Origin of the sequence: Paenibacillus sp. FSL L8-0644 (genome assembly GCF_038008165.1) — a bacterium.
GTDB classification, from domain to species: Bacteria; Bacillota; Bacilli; order Paenibacillales; family Paenibacillaceae; genus Paenibacillus; species Paenibacillus polymyxa_D.
This window is the reverse complement of sequence record NZ_JBBOYN010000001.1, coordinates 1,400,865-1,419,330: the sequence shown is the minus strand read 5'-3', so window position 1 is coordinate 1,419,330 and position 18,466 is coordinate 1,400,865. Positions and strand designations below refer to the sequence as shown.

At 46.2% G+C, this 18,466-nt stretch carries 13 protein-coding genes; 1 reads left to right on the top strand and 12 read right to left on the bottom strand.

Features of this window, described 5'->3' with window-relative positions; all coding sequences use genetic code 11:
* Positions 1 to 232: 232 nt before the first annotated feature.
* The 4 genes from gltB to thpR form a co-directional block, all read right to left on the bottom strand.
* Positions 233 to 4,831, bottom strand: a complete 4,599-nt coding sequence (gene gltB / locus NSS94_RS06360; RefSeq protein WP_029516187.1) for a glutamate synthase large subunit — start codon at positions 4,829 to 4,831, stop codon at positions 233 to 235.
* Positions 4,832 to 5,294: 463 nt separating this feature from the next.
* Positions 5,295 to 5,978 (bottom strand): metal-dependent hydrolase, encoded by a 684-nt coding sequence (locus tag NSS94_RS06355; RefSeq protein WP_104496511.1) that lies wholly within the window; start codon positions 5,976 to 5,978, stop codon positions 5,295 to 5,297.
* A 155-nt stretch (positions 5,979 to 6,133) separates the two neighbouring features.
* The gene (locus NSS94_RS06350; RefSeq protein ID WP_029516185.1) at positions 6,134 to 6,946 is read right to left on the bottom strand and encodes a cell wall hydrolase; all 813 of its coding nucleotides are present in this window, start codon (positions 6,944 to 6,946) and stop codon (positions 6,134 to 6,136) included.
* A gap of 101 nt (positions 6,947 to 7,047) precedes the next feature.
* On the bottom strand, positions 7,048 to 7,623 hold the full coding sequence (thpR, locus tag NSS94_RS06345) for an RNA 2',3'-cyclic phosphodiesterase (protein ID WP_341038988.1): 576 nt from the start codon (positions 7,621 to 7,623) through the stop codon (positions 7,048 to 7,050).
* 225 nt (positions 7,624 to 7,848) lie between these two features.
* On the opposite strand from thpR, the gene NSS94_RS06340 reads away from it, so the two are divergent.
* Entirely contained in the window at positions 7,849 to 8,805 is a 957-nt protein-coding gene (locus tag NSS94_RS06340; protein ID WP_039269519.1) for a D-2-hydroxyacid dehydrogenase, read from the top strand.
* Positions 8,806 to 8,809: 4 nt separating this feature from the next.
* On the opposite strand, the gene NSS94_RS06335 is transcribed toward NSS94_RS06340, so the two are convergent.
* From NSS94_RS06335 to NSS94_RS06300, 8 genes are all read right to left on the bottom strand, one after another.
* Complete coding sequence (locus tag NSS94_RS06335; protein WP_341038987.1) at positions 8,810 to 9,796, bottom strand: methyltransferase domain-containing protein; 987 nt, start codon at positions 9,794 to 9,796, stop codon at positions 8,810 to 8,812.
* A gap of 24 nt (positions 9,797 to 9,820) precedes the next feature.
* Positions 9,821 to 10,762: an MsnO8 family LLM class oxidoreductase gene (locus NSS94_RS06330; RefSeq protein WP_165145386.1), complete on the bottom strand. Its 942-nt coding sequence runs from the start codon at positions 10,760 to 10,762 to the stop codon at positions 9,821 to 9,823.
* A gap of 69 nt (positions 10,763 to 10,831) precedes the next feature.
* The gene (locus NSS94_RS06325) at positions 10,832 to 12,247 is read right to left on the bottom strand and encodes a deoxyguanosinetriphosphate triphosphohydrolase family protein (RefSeq protein ID WP_069012216.1); all 1,416 of its coding nucleotides are present in this window, start codon (positions 12,245 to 12,247) and stop codon (positions 10,832 to 10,834) included.
* A 262-nt stretch (positions 12,248 to 12,509) separates the two neighbouring features.
* Positions 12,510 to 12,899 carry a hypothetical protein gene (locus NSS94_RS06320; protein ID WP_185156333.1) on the bottom strand — a complete coding sequence of 130 codons (390 nt, stop codon included), beginning with the start codon at positions 12,897 to 12,899 and terminating at the stop codon, positions 12,510 to 12,512.
* A gap of 13 nt (positions 12,900 to 12,912) precedes the next feature.
* Positions 12,913 to 14,055, bottom strand: a complete 1,143-nt coding sequence (locus tag NSS94_RS06315) for a hypothetical protein (RefSeq protein ID WP_165144627.1) — start codon at positions 14,053 to 14,055, stop codon at positions 12,913 to 12,915.
* A 234-nt stretch (positions 14,056 to 14,289) separates the two neighbouring features.
* Positions 14,290 to 15,201: a nickel transporter permease gene (nikC, locus tag NSS94_RS06310; protein ID WP_209949669.1), complete on the bottom strand. Its 912-nt coding sequence runs from the start codon at positions 15,199 to 15,201 to the stop codon at positions 14,290 to 14,292.
* Positions 15,202 to 15,236: 35 nt separating this feature from the next.
* Positions 15,237 to 16,241, bottom strand: a complete 1,005-nt coding sequence (locus NSS94_RS06305; RefSeq protein WP_318626986.1) for an ABC transporter permease — start codon at positions 16,239 to 16,241, stop codon at positions 15,237 to 15,239.
* 29 nt (positions 16,242 to 16,270) lie between these two features.
* Complete coding sequence (locus NSS94_RS06300; RefSeq protein WP_341038985.1) at positions 16,271 to 17,926, bottom strand: ABC transporter substrate-binding protein; 1,656 nt, start codon at positions 17,924 to 17,926, stop codon at positions 16,271 to 16,273.
* Positions 17,927 to 18,466: the final 540 nt, after the last annotated feature.

The window sequence follows — 18,466 nt, the reverse complement described above, 5'->3', positions numbered from 1 at the left end:
AAATAACAAGACATAAACTCTTACGTAAACGGTTACATTCCAAAAAAATTGGTACTTTTTATAACATATTTACCGTTTCAGGAAAACATTTTGGGGGTAATGTCAGAATTTATGACGTTTGTCAAGGAAATAAATCACATTTTTGCGACCTAAAAAAGACTTGCTGGTACCACTGTGATTACAACAGCGGTATTCAGCGAGTCCTTTTTTAGTGAACCTGGTAGTCTACATTTTAGCCCCCGGCACGTGCTAATTCACGCATATTGGCTTCAAATGCTGCCAATAGAGCTTCATCTCCGCTCAAACCAGTTGCCTCTTCTTTTTGGATCTGTTCAACCATACGCTTGTAATCCTTTGGAATCACTCGTACAAACTGCTGAATCGCAGTCTGCCAATCATCCAAAATACGTTGTCCCGCTTCACTACCCGTGTAAGTGACATGGCGTTGAATCAAGCCACGCAACTCCGCTGCTTCTGTAGGTTCTTCCACACCTTCCAGCAACACCATTTCCAGATTACAACGGCTCAGGAACGTCCCCTCAGGGTCATAGACATATGCAATACCTCCGGACATTCCAGCTCCAAAATTCCGTCCGGTTCCACCCAATACAGCTACACGTCCGCCTGTCATATATTCGCAACCATGATCTCCAACGCCCTCAACAACAATACGTGCGCCGGAGTTCCGAACGGCAAAGCGCTCGCCTGCGATTCCGCTAATGTAAGCTTCACCGCTGGTCGCTCCATACAAGGCTGTATTTCCGATAATAATGTTCTCTTCTGCCTTAAAGGTCGCTTTGTGAGACTTTTTCACAATAACCTTACCGCCAGATAGCCCTTTACCGACATAGTCATTGCTATCGCCTTCCACGCTCAACGTGATGCCTTTCGGAATAAATGCTCCGAAGCTCTGACCTGCCGATCCAATAAAGTTAAAGCGAATCGTATCCTCAGGCAGACCCGCCGCTCCATACTTACGGGTGACCTCGCTGCCCAGAATCGTCCCTACCGCCCGATTCACGTTTGTAATAGGTAAGGTACCCTCAACAGGCGTTCCGTTCTCCAACGCTTTCGCAGCCATCGGTACGAGCTGCTGCATGTCGAGTGTTTCTTCCAGACCGTGGTTTTGGCGTTGTACACGGTAACGTACACTACCTTCTTCCAACTCAGGAACATGCAACAGCAAGCTCAGGTCTACGCCCTTCTTCTTCCAGTGCGAATCGGCGTTCACGGTATCCAGGCAATCCGTACGTCCAATCATTTCCTGAATCGTACGGAAGCCCAATTCCGCCATAATTTCACGGACATCTTCTGCAATAAAACGCATAAAATTCACCACATGGGCAGGATCGCCCATATAATTTTTGCGCAGCTCCGGATTCTGCGTAGCCACACCAACCGGACATGTATCCATTTGGCATACCCGCATCATAATACAGCCCAACGCCACGAGCGGCGCTGTAGAGAAGCCGTATTCTTCCGCGCCCAACAGGGCAGCTACTACCAAATCGCGGCCAGACAGCATCTTGCCGTCTGTCTCCAATACTACGCGGTCGCGCAGGTTGTTTAGCATCAGCGTCTGATGCGTCTCCGCCAGACCCAGCTCCCAAGGCATACCCGCATGACGAATGGAGCCTTGCGGAGAAGCGCCTGTACCACCGTCGTAACCGCTGACTAGAATAATGTCAGCACGGCCTTTAGCTACCCCTGTAGCAATCGTACCTACGCCTACCTCTGACACCAGTTTCACGTTAATGTCAGCACGCGGATTGGCGTTTTTGAGATCATAGATGAGCTCTGCCAAATCCTCGATAGAATAAATATCGTGATGCGGCGGCGGTGAAATCAAACCTACTCCTGGCGTAGAGCCACGGACCTCAGCGACCCAAGGGTACACCTTACGTCCTGGCAGTTGTCCACCTTCGCCCGGCTTCGCGCCTTGCGCCATTTTGATCTGAATTTCGTCGGCATTCACCAAGTAATTCGATGTTACACCGAATCGGCCCGATGCTACCTGCTTAATCGAACTGCGACGAGAATCACCATTGGCATCCGGTATGAAACGTGCAGGGTTCTCCCCACCTTCACCCGTATTGCTCTTGCCACCGATCCGATTCATCGCAATCGCCATATCTTCATGCGCTTCCTGACTGATCGAGCCAAAGGACATGGCTCCTGTCTTGAAGCGACGCATAATGGATGCAGCGGATTCCACTTCATCCAGCGGCACAGGCTCACCAGCAGGCTTCAATTGAAGCATGGAGCGAATCGTCAAATACTGTTCAGATTCACCCTGTACCAGCTTGGCGTATTTCTTGTAAAGCTTGTAGTCTCCCGAGCGAACCGACTGCTGGAGCAAATGCACCGTTTGCGGGTTAAACAAATGCTCTTCCCCATCGTTACGCCATTGATATTCGCCGCCCGAATCCAGCACTTTGTCGTTGCCGTCCTTGTCGGTGAAAGCACGATTATGATGAACCAGCGCTTCTATAGTCACTTCCTCCAGACCAATACCGCCAATGCGGGAAGGTGTCCAGGTGAAATAACGGTCAACAAAATCCTGTTTTAAACCTACGGCCTCAAAAATTTGCGCCCCACGGTACGACTGAATCGTGGAAATACCCATTTTGGACAATATTTTAACGACACCCTTCGTTGCCGCTTTAATATAATTTTTAACTGCCTTTTCGTGCGAGATGCCGCGCAGCAAACCCTGCTGAATCATGACATCCAGCGTTTCAAAAGCCAGATACGGATTAACCGCACTCACACCGTAGCCAAGCAGCACCGCATAATGGTGAACATCCCTTGGCTCGCCGGACTCCAGCAAAATACTTACACGTGTGCGGGTACCCTGTTTAATCAAATGGTGATGCAGGCTGGAAACAGCTAGCAACGCCGGAATGGCTGCATTCTCCGCATCCACTCCACGGTCGGACAAAATCAGGATGTTATGACCTTTGTCAATGACACGGTCAGCCGCCTCAAACAATCCTTCCAGCGCCTTGCGTAAGCCCTCAGCACCTTCCTTCGCTTCAAAGAAGATCGGGATCGTCATCGATTTGAAGCCTGGACGGTGCACGTGGCGAATTTTGGCAAACTCCTCATTCGATAGCACCGGCGAATCCAAACGAATCTGGCGACAGCTTTCCGGTTCTGGATGCAGTAAATTGCGCTCTGGTCCAATCGTAGTTGCGGTTGACGTTACAATCTCTTCACGAATGGCGTCAATCGGCGGGTTTGTGACTTGGGCGAACATTTGTTTAAAGTAATTGTACAAACGTTGCGGACGATCAGACAGCACCGCCAATGGTGCGTCGTATCCCATTGAGCCAATCGGTTCTGCACCTGTAAGTGCCATCGGCTCCAGAATTTTGCGCAGTTCTTCAAACGTATATCCAAAAGCGAGCTGAAGCTGATTTACATTTTCATGTTTAGGCTCCGGCTGTTCTAGTGCTTCCGGCAGCTCATCCAAATCAACCAAGTGCTCATCCAGCCATTGCTGATAAGGTTCCTCGGAAGCAATACGTTCCTTTAACTCTTCGTCAGAAACGATACGGCCTTCTTGGGTATCAACCAACAGCATACGACCCGGACGGAGACGATCCTTATAGAGCACATTTTCAGGATCAATATCCAATACACCCGCCTCTGAAGACAGTGCGATCAGATCGTCCTTGGTCACATAGTAACGTGCAGGACGCAGACCGTTGCGGTCGAGAATCGCCCCGATTTGGATACCGTCTGTAAACGCCATTGCAGCAGGTCCGTCCCACGGCTCCATCATAGTGCTGTGATATTCATAAAATGCCCGCTTCTTCGGGTCCATGGTTTCATGCTTGTTCCAAGGCTCCGGCACCATCATCATGGCTACATGAGGAAGGGATCGTCCGCTCAGATACAGAAACTCCAGCGTATTATCAAACATGGCTGTATCCGAGCCATCTGGGTTAATGACGGGTTTTACCTTCTTAATGTCTCCGCCAAACGCTTCGCTTTCAAACTGCGCCTGACGCGCATGCATCCAGTTCACATTGCCGCGCATCGTATTAATTTCACCGTTGTGAATCATAAAACGATAAGGATGCGCACGATCCCAGCTCGGGAACGTATTCGTACTAAAACGGGAATGGACCAGCGCGATCGCTGATGTCACCCGCTCATCCTGCAAATCCAGATAAAATTTACCTACCTGCTCGGTTGTCAGCATTCCTTTGTATACAACCTTGCGACAGGACAAACTTGGAATATAGAACGACTCACCGTTCTCATCCTCTTGGTTATAGCGAATAGCAAGCTCTGCACGTTTGCGAATGACATACAGTTTCCGTTCGAAGTCCAACTCTTCCTTCAAATCGCTACTGCGACCGATGAATACCTGACGCACACCCGGTTTAGCTGCTTTTGCCGATTTACCCAGCATTTCGTCATAAGTTGGAACATCGCGAAAACCCAAACAATTTTGACCTTCGTCCACGATGATATCTCTTAGCTTCTGCTCATGCACCTCACGAACTTTTGGATCATTGGATACAAAAAGCATACCCACGCCATAATGTCCGGCCTTTGGCAATTTGAAGCCCAATCGCTCCGCTTCCTCTTGAAAAAACAGATGAGGGACCTGAATCATAATCCCTGCTCCGTCACCGGAGTTAGGTTCACTTCCCTGACCGCCCCGATGCTCCATATTCACGAGCATGGTCAAAGCCTGACTTACAATATCGTGCGATGGTTTTCCCTTGATGTGGGCAACAAAGCCCATGCCGCAGGCGTCTTTTTCGAATTGGGGATCATATAGTCCCTGTTTGGGTGGTAAACCTGTCTGTCTCATGGAACGCAACCTTTCTGTTATAAAGTCATGCTGGCCTGAAATACAGGCGGCCGAATAGAAGACAGTGGCAACAAGAGGTAACTCAAAGAACAACTACGAGGAATGGGGGACAAAACATGTGACGTATTCAAGGCGGTACGGTCCACCGAATGCGTATGTTTTTCAATAATTATGCAATGGCTTGACTTGAAAAATACGTCGATTCCACTGATGAATCTAATTAGTTCTATCATTTTATCATTGACCTATCATGTTAGCAATTCAAAGTTTTTATGATTGTGATAATAAATCTTTTACATTACAGCTTCAACGTATCAATGCAAATTTATCTCATTTTTATGTATAAATATTCACTTTTAAAAAACAACCTTTCCTATTCCTCTAAGGAACAGAAAAGGCTGACAAAGGAGATACGATAAGTTAATAGACCATCTAGTGTATTCACGCAAATCAGATATCCGTATTAAAATTCGAGACTTTCGCCGGGCTTCAATGCTTTCCCTTCAATACCTTCTTTGTGCAGACGATCACAGAAGCCATCTCCGTCCTGCTCAATACCCGGGAACGTATTGTAATGCACCGGTATTACGCGGCTTGCACGCAGCCATTTTGCTGCCAGCAATGCATCCTCCGGTCCCATCGTATAACCATCTCCGATCGGCAATACCGCAGCATCGATGGAGTTAGTCTCCCCAATGAGACGCATGTCACCAAACAGACCAGTATCCCCTGCATGGAAAAAGGTTTGGCCTCCCATGGTCAATAAAATCCCCGCCGGCTCTCCCATGTAAATGGGTTTTCCGTCCACCGTCAAAGATGAGCTGTGAAACGCAAGTGTGAATTTCACATGGAAACCGTCAAAGTGGTGCCCCCCACCCAGATTCATACCGTGAGCTTTGGCCCCCAAGGATGAACAGTATTCGGCCAGTTCCGCGACCGCGATTACTGGACAATCATTGCGCTTGGCAATTTCAACAGCATCTCCAAAATGATCGGCATGACCGTGTGTCAACAACACGGCATCCACCTGAATATCCTCGGCCTGTACGGTTGCTTTAGGATTTCCCGTCAAAAAAGGATCAATAATAATCCGTTTCCCCTCTGCCTCTACCAGTACAACTGAATGTCCATAATATGTGATTTTCATATCATCTACGCCTCCTTTGTCACTTTCATTATTTGGGTTACTTTCCTTTACCTATTATACCTCTTTTGCATTCTGGCTTCACCTGTACCACAAAATCCGTTCACAAAGCTGAACCCTATTGTTTAGAAAGGGCTGTTATTTGTAGAAGGGTGCCTTTATTTATAAAAGGTATGATGACCGATCGTTTTCACCTTGGTACGGGAATGATGAACCGTAAGGTCCTGAGCCAACGTAAGCGACAGGAAAAAACAGGTGTTATCAGGCACGGCTTTATGGCCGTTCAAAGCAGCAGTAACCGCACGGATGCTGTCCTGGTTGGGCTGAACACGACGAAGACGCCCGTTCGCGACCGGACTAAATTGCGCTTTTTGATAAATCACTGCCTGAATCGTATCGGGAAATGGGGCTGACCGCAGCCGGTTTAAGACAACGTTGGCAACTGCCACTTTGCCTTCGTACGGTTCGCCTTCTGCTTCTGCCATCACTATTTTTTGCAGCAGGAGCAGTTCTTTAGCGGAGACTGTGTAGCTCCAGGTAGACAACGCCTTGTCATCCTGCGTGAGCATTTTTGTCTTCGTAAAGTAGATGGTTGTAGGAGGGGTTAGGATTGCGGACTTGCTATGCTGGACCTCAGGCTTTTTCTTGCCTGTAGCAACGTTATTCCGAGCTTGTTCCGCCTGCTTCATCTGGGAAGCGGGTAACGGAGTCGGCATGATTTCTTTCCAGCTTGGCTGCCCATGAGCAGCAACAAAGATGGGGCTTGTCCTGTTAGACCCTTTATGGGTCCCCATCCTGTCGCCATATGTAGGAGCTGCAGAGTTCCCTGACCAGCTCAGAGAATGCATGGATGCATTTTTATGATTATTCTGTGTTTGCTGAACCTCAGCGTAGAGGCCTATCCCCAATATACAAACAAGCAGCACACTCAAAAGAGGTGCAAACCAACGATGTTCTTTAATAATTTCCATAATGTTCCTCCCGTTAACTTAAGCACATTCCTCAGATATGTAACCCAAAATGCGCTTTTTGAATAACGCTGAAACACTATATCACTAAATTCGCTGATAGATCAAGGGTTTCGCCTCATTAATGGGAATGTTTGAATTATTTGGTACATTGGTTTTTGACCCAATCGTGTTGCATATAAAACAAATTCTCCCACTTCCCAAGGCCCGCCGCTTCGGTCATTTGGCTGCCACACAGAAGCTGGAACGGGCTGTCCCCCTGTGTACGAACGTGCTACGGTGATATGAGGCCGATAAGGTCTGTCCTCAGGTTTAAAACCAAGGGGTTTGGTAGCACGAAGTATAGACTGATATAGCTGCTCTAGCGACTCTCGCTGTCCAGTCACTCCTTTCCAGAGTACACGTGGAAATTCTTCACGGCCAAAAAAACCTGCTTCTCCAATGCCAAGTGTGAACGGGTGATGCTCAGCTGCCGCTTGAACTAAAACCTGCTCAAGTTTCGGGATAACTGAGGTCTCCACATCACCCAAAAACTGAAGTGTCACGTGGTAATCTCTGAAATCAATCCATTTGCGAAAAGAAAGATCACTCAAATCCTGCTCCACCCAATGATGTAAGTTCTTCTTGTGCTCATTTGGGAGAGCAATAGCTGTAAAAAGTCTTTGCGATTCATCTTTCATCAACCTTTACCTCCTTTGCTATAGATATTTGTGGATATCTCAAAAGCAGCTGTTTGGATTGTCCCTAATCAGGGTAAAGCCATTTGTTGTTATATATAGTGACACCGCGAGCTCGTTTTTATCCTTCTTATGCAATTTTTTCAGCAATCTGTTATTCTTGAAAAGATGGTTCGCCAGAATATATTGGAAACTCCAAGGAATTAAAAATCGAGGAGGCTGTGAACTATGGGAAACATTTTAAGCTTACATCAACTGACGGAAGAGCAAAAAAAACAAGTTCGTGCAGCGGCTTCGGGCTACGAGTTGATTATTGGCAAAGCTCAGGAATTAGAATCTAAACAAATCCGGGAGGCCGAGATTATTCTGGGCTGGTCCAAGCATATTGCCGAAGATGCATTACATCCAGACAGCAAGCTGAAGTGGATACAAACCTGGTCGGCTGGGATTGATAAGCTACCGCTTACCGAATTGGAGAAGCGTAACATTTTACTCACGAATACGAGTGGTGTGCATGCCATTCCAATTACAGAGCAGATCTTTGGAATGCTGCTATCGCATACACGTTATTTACAGCAAGCAGCTCTCTTGCAGCGTCAGAAAACATGGCAACCACCGAAAGGCCAACTGACGGAATTACGTGGCAAAACGCTGTTGATTACAGGCGTTGGCGAAATTGGCCGTGAAACAGCGCGGATTGCAGAATCCTTTGGCATGCGGGTAATCGGAGTCCGGCGTTCTGGCAAGGAAGCTCCGCATGTAGAGCATATGTATACTAACGAACAACTACACGATGCATTGGGAGCAGCGGATATCGTGGTAAATATATTGCCATTCACCGAGGAGACTCATCACTTCTTTGACGAAAAAGCATTTGCAGCTATGCGTAAGGGAGCCTTCTTCATTAATGTAGGTCGCGGTGGAACCGTTCATACGGATGCGCTTGTACGCTCTTTGGAGCAAAAGCATATTGCCTTTGCCGGACTGGATGTATTCGAGGAAGAACCACTACCTGCGTCACATCCACTATGGAGTCTGGACCATGTTTTGATCACACCGCATATTGCAGGCGATACGGACCGATACGCCGAACGAGCGGTAGATATTTTTCTTACTAATTTGAATGCCTATGCCGCTGATCAGGAACTGCCGTTGAATTTGGTTAACTATAAAACTCAGTATTAACACACTACTTACAGATCCAGATTTCCCGACTCATACCTGTCTTATGTATGCGACATTGCTCCGTAAGGGTCCAACCTGACTCGGATAACAATGTTTCCATCGGCTCCGTGCTCACGACCACCGCCCGCGCGGCCAAGCGTCTCAGACTGCGCAGCATCTTCTTTTGTTCATCAGCCGGGAGCACGGAGCACAGGTTATAGGGCATATCCAATATGGCCGCATCGTATGTGCCTTCGAGCTTATTCATATCCCCGAGTTTCACTAGATCTTCTTCATATCCAAAATGACGCAAATTCACTCGTGCCCCACGCACCGCCAACGGATTGATATCACAACCGCGAATATCCTTTCCCATACTTAATGCTTCAATCATTACATTGCCCATACCACAACACGGGTCCAGCAGTTTCAATGAGCCTGGTTCTCCCTTTGTTGCTATTAGATCAGTTGCTGCCAAATTCACAAGTGCCCTAGCTACCAGAACGGGTAGTCCAGTAGAATAATTTTGCGGCTTCTGACGACGCTCCTGCCACGATCTGTCGCTATACTGACACCTGCCCAGTAGCCACCGTTGTCCTATCCGAATAACACCAAGGATGATATCCGGTGTCTTCATTTGCGCCTGGCCATGAATGCGTGCACCAATTCGGCGTTCGATCCCGCGCCGCTCGTCATAGCCGGCCTCATGGTCACCTTCTTTAAGGCACAACACCTTGAAAGTCTTTCCTTCCTCAAGCTGTAACATAGAGGCTGCTTCGCATAGCTCTTCCAGTGTTCCCGCATCTGTCACTACATCCAGCCGAAGATGAATAAACGGGCTGGTCCCCGGTTCCAGCCGTCGATGGGACAACAGGATGGAATCCTGCACGGGCGGCTGACCGAACAAACATTTTAATTCCAAAAGACATAACTCACGCTCTGTTTCATGACACGCATAGGTATACACGTAGCTTGGTTTCATTTCATCGATATTCGTTTTCTGTTTATTCATGTCAGATCTCTTTTCATCTTTTCATTAGGAATCAAGGCTAGAATTTACGGCCTCCGCTATTAGACGGTAGGAGTGAAGCCGCTGCTCATAATCGGGAATCGGTGTGACCAACAGAAACTCATCGTTATCATATTTAATCTGCAAGCCACGTAACCGTTCGGCAATAACCGACGGCGTTCCCACCAGCCAGCTGGCCCGAATTGCCGGGTCGCCCAATGTAATCTGAGCAGCCCATTGCTGCGCCAGCTCATCCGTCAAGGCACATACTGCGCCTACAGCAACCATGGTACGTGGCTTGTCTATCCGATTGGATGGCTGAAAGCTGGAGCGGTAAATGCTGAGCATCTCTTCTGTTTGATGTTCACTCATAAACTGACCGAATACATAGCCTGTTGAATACTGGGCGGCATATTCGGCACTTTTTCGGTTTGTGCCCAGCATCCACACTGCTGGCGGCTGTTCAGGCATTGGCCGGGCAAACACAGGCACCTGTTCATATTCGTAAGTACCTTCCAGCAAAGCCAATAGAGCTTCCATCGTCTGTGGCAGCTCCGTCACATGTTGAAGAAAATTGCCGCTCAGTGCCATCGAAGCATGAGGTCCCCCACCAGGTGCTCTCCCCAGACCCAATTCGACTCTGCCAGGATATAGAGCGGCCAGCAGATGAAACCATTCCGCGACCTTGACTGGACTATAATGCGGAAGCAAGATAGCACCCGCACCCAGTTTGATTGTCTTCGTCACCGCCCCGATATGAGACAGCAGCACTTCCGGGCTGGAGGAAGCCAGCCCCTCCATATCATGGTGCTCCGAGGTCCAGTAACGTGTATATCCCCACGCTTCTGCCTGTCTCGCTAGTTCGCCAGCTCGTTGAACCGCCTGCTCCGGACGGTTACCGGGCAGCAACGGCACCATATCGAGCACACCGAGATTCAACCTTTTTATAGATAAAGACCGAGATGGCATAGACACAATCCTCCCTCCTACTATCAGCTACAAACCAGTTTCTTCTACTATATAGGGGGAATTTAAAGGTTAATCCAGATCATAAATGGAACCCACCTTCAGGCCGTATAACTCATTATAGATTTTTTCAGCAAAAGCATCGGTCATGCCTGCAATATAGTCTATGACCATATGCTCCCATGTCCAGATCGGCTTCGTCTTGGCTTGGTCGCGCTCATAGCGCTGGAGCCAGTCGCTTGGAATAATAGATTTGGATGTTTCCGGGTCCAGAAAAGCCAACCAAAGTCGTTTGAGCATCCACTCACTCCGTTTTTGCAGTCGCTGTACGCGCAGATCGCGGATCATCGTAACCCAAGCAAAGCTTTTCAATACACTCACCGTGCGCAGCATATCCAAATCTTCGTTTCCATCCCGTACAAAGGTCACTTTTTTCCAATTTCCATCATCAATGACACCCAAGCTGCTGACAAACAGACTGACCCAGTATGCCTTCACTTCACGGCGGGTCCGGGAATAATCGTGTTCACACATCGGCATCTTGCCATTCCACACCTTCAAAAATTCACTCAGCACAGCCGCTACCTTCTGCTCAATCTGAGCCAGTTGCCAGCCTTGCCAGAAGCTATCCTCCAACGTGGTGATTTTCTCCGTAATCAGACGAATTAAATACGGATCATACAAGAAGTGCTCGTGTACCTCGATTTTTCCAGCCTTAATCCCATCCTCCAAATCATGCGCAGAATAAGCGATATCGTCGCACAGGTCCATAAGCTGGGCTTCCAGCGTTTTTTTACCATCAGGGATACCCCAATCCTCGCGGATGGAACGTATATATTCCCACTCATGCAGATACAACCCTTTTTTGTTCAGAATCCCTGGGTACGGGTATTTGTTGATCCCCAGTAACACAGCGTCCGACAAATTCAAACCATCCACGTTCTCACGCTTCTCCAAAAACATAATCAGCCGGAAATTGTGCGCATTCCCTTCAAAATGCTCATAAATTCGTCGCTCACGCGCATAGGCCTCCTGTCCACGCTTGGACTCCAGTGTGAAGCCTCCGGCAGAGGATATCTTTTCTACCTTTGTTTCAATCAGTTGATCCAAAATCCCGTCCAGTACTTCTTCTCCCTTGTGCCCGAACGGGGGATGCCCAAAGTCATGTGCGATGGAAGCACATTCTACCACCTCAGGGTCAATGATCAGTCCTGCGTTATCTGCCTGTTCCAGCTCTACTTCAGGATGGCGGCGCAGCAAGCTTCGGGATGCTTCACGCGCAATTTGCGCTACCTCCAAAGAATGCGTCAGTCGTGTGCGATAATAATCGCCCGTGCCTGCACCAAATACCTGTGATTTACCCTGCAACCGACGGAAAGTCGGTGAATGAATCAAACGGGAGTAATCCCGTTCATATGCGGCCCGTGAAGCGTCGCTTCGTGTCTGTTCCGCAAATTGCCGATGCTCTCTCTTGTCCTGCCATGTCATAAATCCCACTCCCTACGTACTCAATTGGAGTGATTATACATTTTTTTCGCGCTTCATGAAAGCTCACATGACTTTCAGTTATATATGTAAGCATCAAACTATCTCACCTATTCGTAAGAGTAGAAAGGATTGTATACCAATCTGCAAGATTTATGGACTGAGCGCATTATCGCCTATCAAGTCAAGCCAGTGGTCAGACGATGAGAAATAAAAAAACAAGTCCCAACTATGTCCCGAGACTTGTTTTTGCTTATGATAACTTCTATTTTTCCATTAATTTATTGAATATTTCTCTATCTTCGGAAGTAAAATCGGAAATCCGTTTCTTTTGCTTGTATGTGTTGGTACTTGAATCCAGCTTAATGAAGCTATTTTCACCAACCACATATACGATATTGTTTTTTATCTTATATGACACAATATTATCAACAGTATTTTCCGTTGGATCAGCAAGATGATTATAAAGTATTAAAGGGTCGTCCGGCCCCCCTCTAAAAATTTGAAAAGTCCCGTCACCAAAATATTCTACGGTATCTTTGCCTGATGGGTATTTATACTTCGTATCATCCCCAGAATTCACCAGGAAAATTAGAGTAGTAATTATAACTAGTAGAGAGATCAAGATCAAAATAAAGATATATCTACGCTTCATCTACAATTCACACTCACTTCCAAGCTTTTCTTGTATCAGTTACTGTTACATAAGACGTATACTCATTTAATGTTCCCCATGATTCCATTAAATTTGTTAGGTTTGCTGCAGCCCAACCAAGTTTGTTGTTCCCAGTAAACATTTGTTTAAAATTATACTCAAAATTATATTTATCATAATATATTGTAGTAATTTTCCATTGCCCGTCAACGTAGTTTCCATTTATTTTATAATACATCTTGTGAAAAGCATTATATAAATCTTTATCACTTTCTAATCCCTTAGATTCATTATTCGAAAAACTTTTAGCTTTATTAGCATTAGCTTTTTTGACTTCGTCATTAACTATTGCGATGTGTTCTTTAGATTTTTTAATTTGCTGCGCCTCATATGACCATTCGTTAAAGTGTAAATTTCCTGGGTTGTAATCAAGTGAATGTTGAAGTAAATTGGCTGTGATGTCCCCGTACTTCTTTCGAGCTATAGGAACAGCTACTAATGTAAAAGCTTTACGATCAGGATAATGTAGTACAGTATCTGAAGAATTCTTTACCTTCTCTACGCCTCGCACCCAAGTCTTTTCTAGTTCTACCATAGGATTTTCAAACGGAAAAGTATTACTTCCTGCATACACTAACATATTCTTACTATATGCATCTTCTAGTACTTTTTCCGAGACATCAGACTGTTCCTTTTCTCTTGTTTCCTTAAGTTCTAACTGAGGACTATATTGAATTTTTCCCAATTGATCTTCTTTTTGTTTTAAAACAAGTTCAAACTCAAGAATCTCTTTGCTGGTATCAATCTGTTCTTGATACTCATGTACGTAAGCGTGTGTAAACGTAATATCTCGAATTGTGTTTTCATTTCTAACGATTTGGATATTACATTTTCGATAGTAATCCTCAGTATCAGGTTCATATTCTGTGTTTGCCCATGTGTACAGCATGTTGGAATTATCCGCATTGTCTATAACTGAAGGAAGCGAATGAAGCGGAATTTTGCTTAGAATATGTAGCGAATGAACCAAGTTTGTAGACTTAGCTGAAAGGTTTAGGGAACTATTATTTTTATAAGTAAAGCCAGTGATCTCACCTTTTACAAACTCGATTGGTTCACCACCGGATTTACGTTCTATTCTTAATGAAATGCTCATTGAAATAATCTCCTCTGTTAATTCAATCTAGTTTTGTAGGAAATATTTGTGAAAAAATAATTTCCAAATATTAATATATACGAAAGATATTAAATAGTAAACATATTTTTAACTTGTACTTTTTCAGTTCGAATCGAATTTGAAAATCTAATATAAAAAAGGTGTTCCCCAGCCATTGGATTCAGGCCAGAGAACACCTCTTTACTCAACTTTATATCCCTCACCACTTTTGCTCTAACGCTTTGCCCTCGGGTCCAATACATCCCGCAGCCCATCACCCATCAGATTAAAGCCTAATACGGTCAGCATGATAGATATCCCCGGAAAAATAACTGTCCACGGCGCGTTCTGGATATATTGCCGCGAATCGGACAACATTTTACCCCACTCTGGCTCAGGAGGTTGTGCACCCAAGCCTAGAAATCCAAGCGCTGCCGCTTCAATGATAGCCGTTCCGATCCCCAACGTTCCCTGTACGATGATTGGTGTCAGGCTGTTAGGCAAAATATAACGGAGGATGATTCGTGTATTATTGGCTCCAAGCGCTCTAGCAGAAGTGATATACTCCTCTGTTTTGACACTCAGCACCTTAGAGCGAACTAACCTTCCATACGTTGGCACATTGACAATGGCAATGGCGTACAACGCATTTTCCAATGAAGGCCCTAGAATGGCCACAATAGCAATGGCCAGCAAAATCCCCGGAAATGCCAGTAAAATGTCGAATAGCCGCGAGATGGCCATATCTGCCCATTTTCCGTAAAATCCTGCGATTAAACCTAAGGCTGTTCCTACAATCATTGAACCAATAACGGACAAGAAACCGACCCACAACGAGATTCTGGCTCCATACAGGGTACGAGTCAGTAAATCTCGACCGAGATCATCCGTACCGAACCAATGCTCCGCAGAAGGAGGCTGCAAACGGCTCACCAAATTTTGCTCTTTATAGTCAAAAGGAGCAATCCACGGCGCGATCAAAGCAATGATGACAAAGAAGATAATAATGCTCAGGCCGACGAGCGCCATTTTATTGTGACGGAAAGCCCTCCATGCGTCTCTCCAAGGACCAGTCACGACAGGCAAATGCGCCAATGTACTGCGTGTCGTCGGTATGTTGTTGGGTTCCATTGAAAATTGTGACATCGGACAAGCTCCCCCTTGAACAATTGGCGACTTGATTACTGATAACGGATACGCCGATCGAGAACCGCGTACAGCAAATCGACAATCAGATTAATGATGACGAACAGGAACGCTATGATCAGAATTCCGCTTTGAATAACCGGATAGTCACGCGAGCTGATCGCTTCAAAAATGTACCGCCCGATGCCGGGCCAGGCAAAAATGGTTTCTGTCAGTACCGCGCCTCCCAGTAGTGATCCCGTCTGAAGACCGATGACAGTAAGCACAGGGATCGCAGCATTTTTAAGCGCATGTTTGTACACGACTTGAAAAGATGCCAGCCCCTTCGCCCGAGCCGTACGGATATAGTCCGCATCCATAACCTCCAGCATACTGGAACGGGTAATGCGCGCAATGACCGCCATTGGAATCGTTCCCAGTGCGATACTGGGTAGGATCAAATGCTTGATAACGGTCCACACCTGATCCATACGTCCACCTATGAGCGCATCAATAACAGCTAAATGTGTCACAGCTTCCACAGGATCACGGGAATTCATGCGTCCGATGGAAGGGAGCCAATGCAGCTTATTTGCAAAAATCCACTGCTCCATCAAGCCCAGCCAAAAAATGGGCATCGATACTCCGACCAGGGCAATGACCATGCTGACATAGTCAAACCAGGAATTTCGCTTCCAGGCACTCACGATGCCAGCGTTCATTCCAACTACTATGGCAAAAAACATGCTCGCTACTGTCAACTCCAGCGTAGCCGCCAGATAAGGAAGCATTTCCCGGGCAATCGGCTGTCTGGTGCGAATGGAATCACCCAAGTCTCCATGTGCCAGTTCACTCAAATAGGTTCCATATTGCTGAAACCACGGCTTATCCAGTCCCAATTGCTCACGTAGCGCCTGCTTGGACTGTTCCGTAGCTTTATCTCCTAGTATGGTTTCCGCCGGATCACCCGGAATAGCATGAATAATCGAAAATACGATAAGCGTCATGCCCAGTAATACAGGAATCAATATGGCCAGTCTTTTTACAATATATGAGTTCATATCCTATTCACCGCCTGCTTGCGTTTGGGCTATTCAAAATAAATATTTCCGTACGCTTCCATACCTGCCGGAGAAGGTACAAAACCCTTGAGGTTCGCTTTACCTGCCATCAACGGTGTGCTGTGAACCAAGGGAATCCACGGTGCATCCTGTTTAATAATCACTTGTGCTTGTTTATACAATTCCCCACGCTTGTCCTGATCGACCTCAACCTGCGCCTTCACCAATACTTTGTGGAGTTCCTCATTCACATAAAAACTACGGTTATTGCCTGGAATCGTATCCTTGTCCAGCAATGTATAAAGGAAATTATCCGGGTCACCATTGTCCCCGTTCCATCCCAGCATGTACAGATCATCCTTCTCTCCTGCTTTAAGATCATCCAGATACGTAGCCCATTCTGGAGATTGGATGTTGACTTTGACGCCTATTTTTTCAAAATCGGCTTGAATGGCCTCTGCCACCTTTTTGCCGTCAGGCATGTAAGGACGAGATACGGGCATTGCATAGAAGGTTAACGGCTCGGGAAGCCCGTTAGGAAAGCCCGCTTCCGCCAGTAAAGATTTAGCCTTATCCAGATCATAGGCGTAGTCCTGAATACTATCGTTGTACCCCCATAACGTAGGTGGCATCGGATTGACCGCAGGCTTAGCCTGCCCTGCAAACAATGCATCAATAATGGCCTGCTTGTTCACTGCGTGATTCAGCGCCTGGCGCATCTTGGGATTATTGAATGTTTTTTTCTTTAAATTAAATCCAATATACGCCACATTAAAGGAGGGACGTTCAATTTTTACTAATTCGCTATTACCGTCTAGCTGCTTTGCATCATCCGGATTCAAATCCTCCATCAGGTCAATTTCCCCGTTTTGCAGAGCATTAAATCGCGCGGTATTGTCGGGTATGGAACGAACAATGATCTTTGCCAACTTCGGCTGGCCCTCTTTCCAATAGTTTGGATTCTTCTCCAGCGTGATGGTATCGTTCCGTTTCCATTCCTTAAATACAAAAGGCCCCGTGCCGACCGGATTACTCTTGAAATCAGCCTTTTTCTCCTGAATTGCCTTGGGACTTGCAATACTAAAGGATGGCATAGCGATATTTTGTAAAAACGGCGCCTGCGGCTTGTTTAGAGTAAACTGTACACTGTTCGCATCTACCGCTTTAACCTCCTTAATCACCCTACTTCCATCAGGCCCGAACATAGAATCATAATAGTCAAACGAGTCACCTTCAAATTTGTATGGACTTTTAGGATCAACCCAGCGGTCAAAGTTAAACACAACCGCTTCTGCGTTAAAGTCACTTCCGTCATGGAATTTTACACCCTGACGCAGCTTGAACGTATAGACCAGTCCATCCGGTGATACTTCCCAGCTCTCTGCGAGCCCCGGTTGGATCTCCGTTGTGTTTTCCTTATATTCCAGCAGTGTGTCGAACACTTGCATTCCGATTTTTAGCGACTCGCTTTCAGTCACAATGGCAGGATCTAGCGCCACGGAATCTCCGCCGCGTCCATAAATGAGCGTGTCCTGCACGCCCTCTCCTGCTCCGCTTGATGTTTTCCCTGCCTCTGGCTTTGCTCCTTCACCTGATCCCCCACAACCGGAAAGCGCCAAAACAGCTCCTAGCGCAAGCACCAGCAGAACGGTCCAGATTTTGTGTTTTGCATACTTTTTGCTCATGCAGCAAACCCCTTTCACACCTTATATATTGTTAATTCGTTGATACCGGATGAATGCCAATTCTTGAATTGACATGACAAGCTTGTCCTCAAGCTGTAATCCCAGGTTCCGAGTTCATCAAATAGGTGTAGTAGGACAGAAGTGTTCATAATCTAGTGGTGTAAGAGATGCTGTAGGGTAATTGAATAGATGTGATGTAATAAATAGAAAGAGGAGTATGTCAGGTCGTGGTGAAAGTGTGATATATACTCACAAACAGTGAATATTATGCTCAAACAAAGTTGATTATTGGATACTTTACTATAAAATCTGGAAGCAGACAAGGGGGTTTTTCATACATTACGATATGTTTTTATACATCATGTCAATTAATATTACAAACCAACTTACACGATCATACCAAATATATGCTCCTGCTGGGGGTCTTTAACCTCCAAGCAGGAGTATAATCTTACCTCAAAAATGTATTCAGCACCGGGCCTACATCCTGTATATCCTATTCCCAGATATGTTCTGAAATAAACAAACGTACAAGAGCTT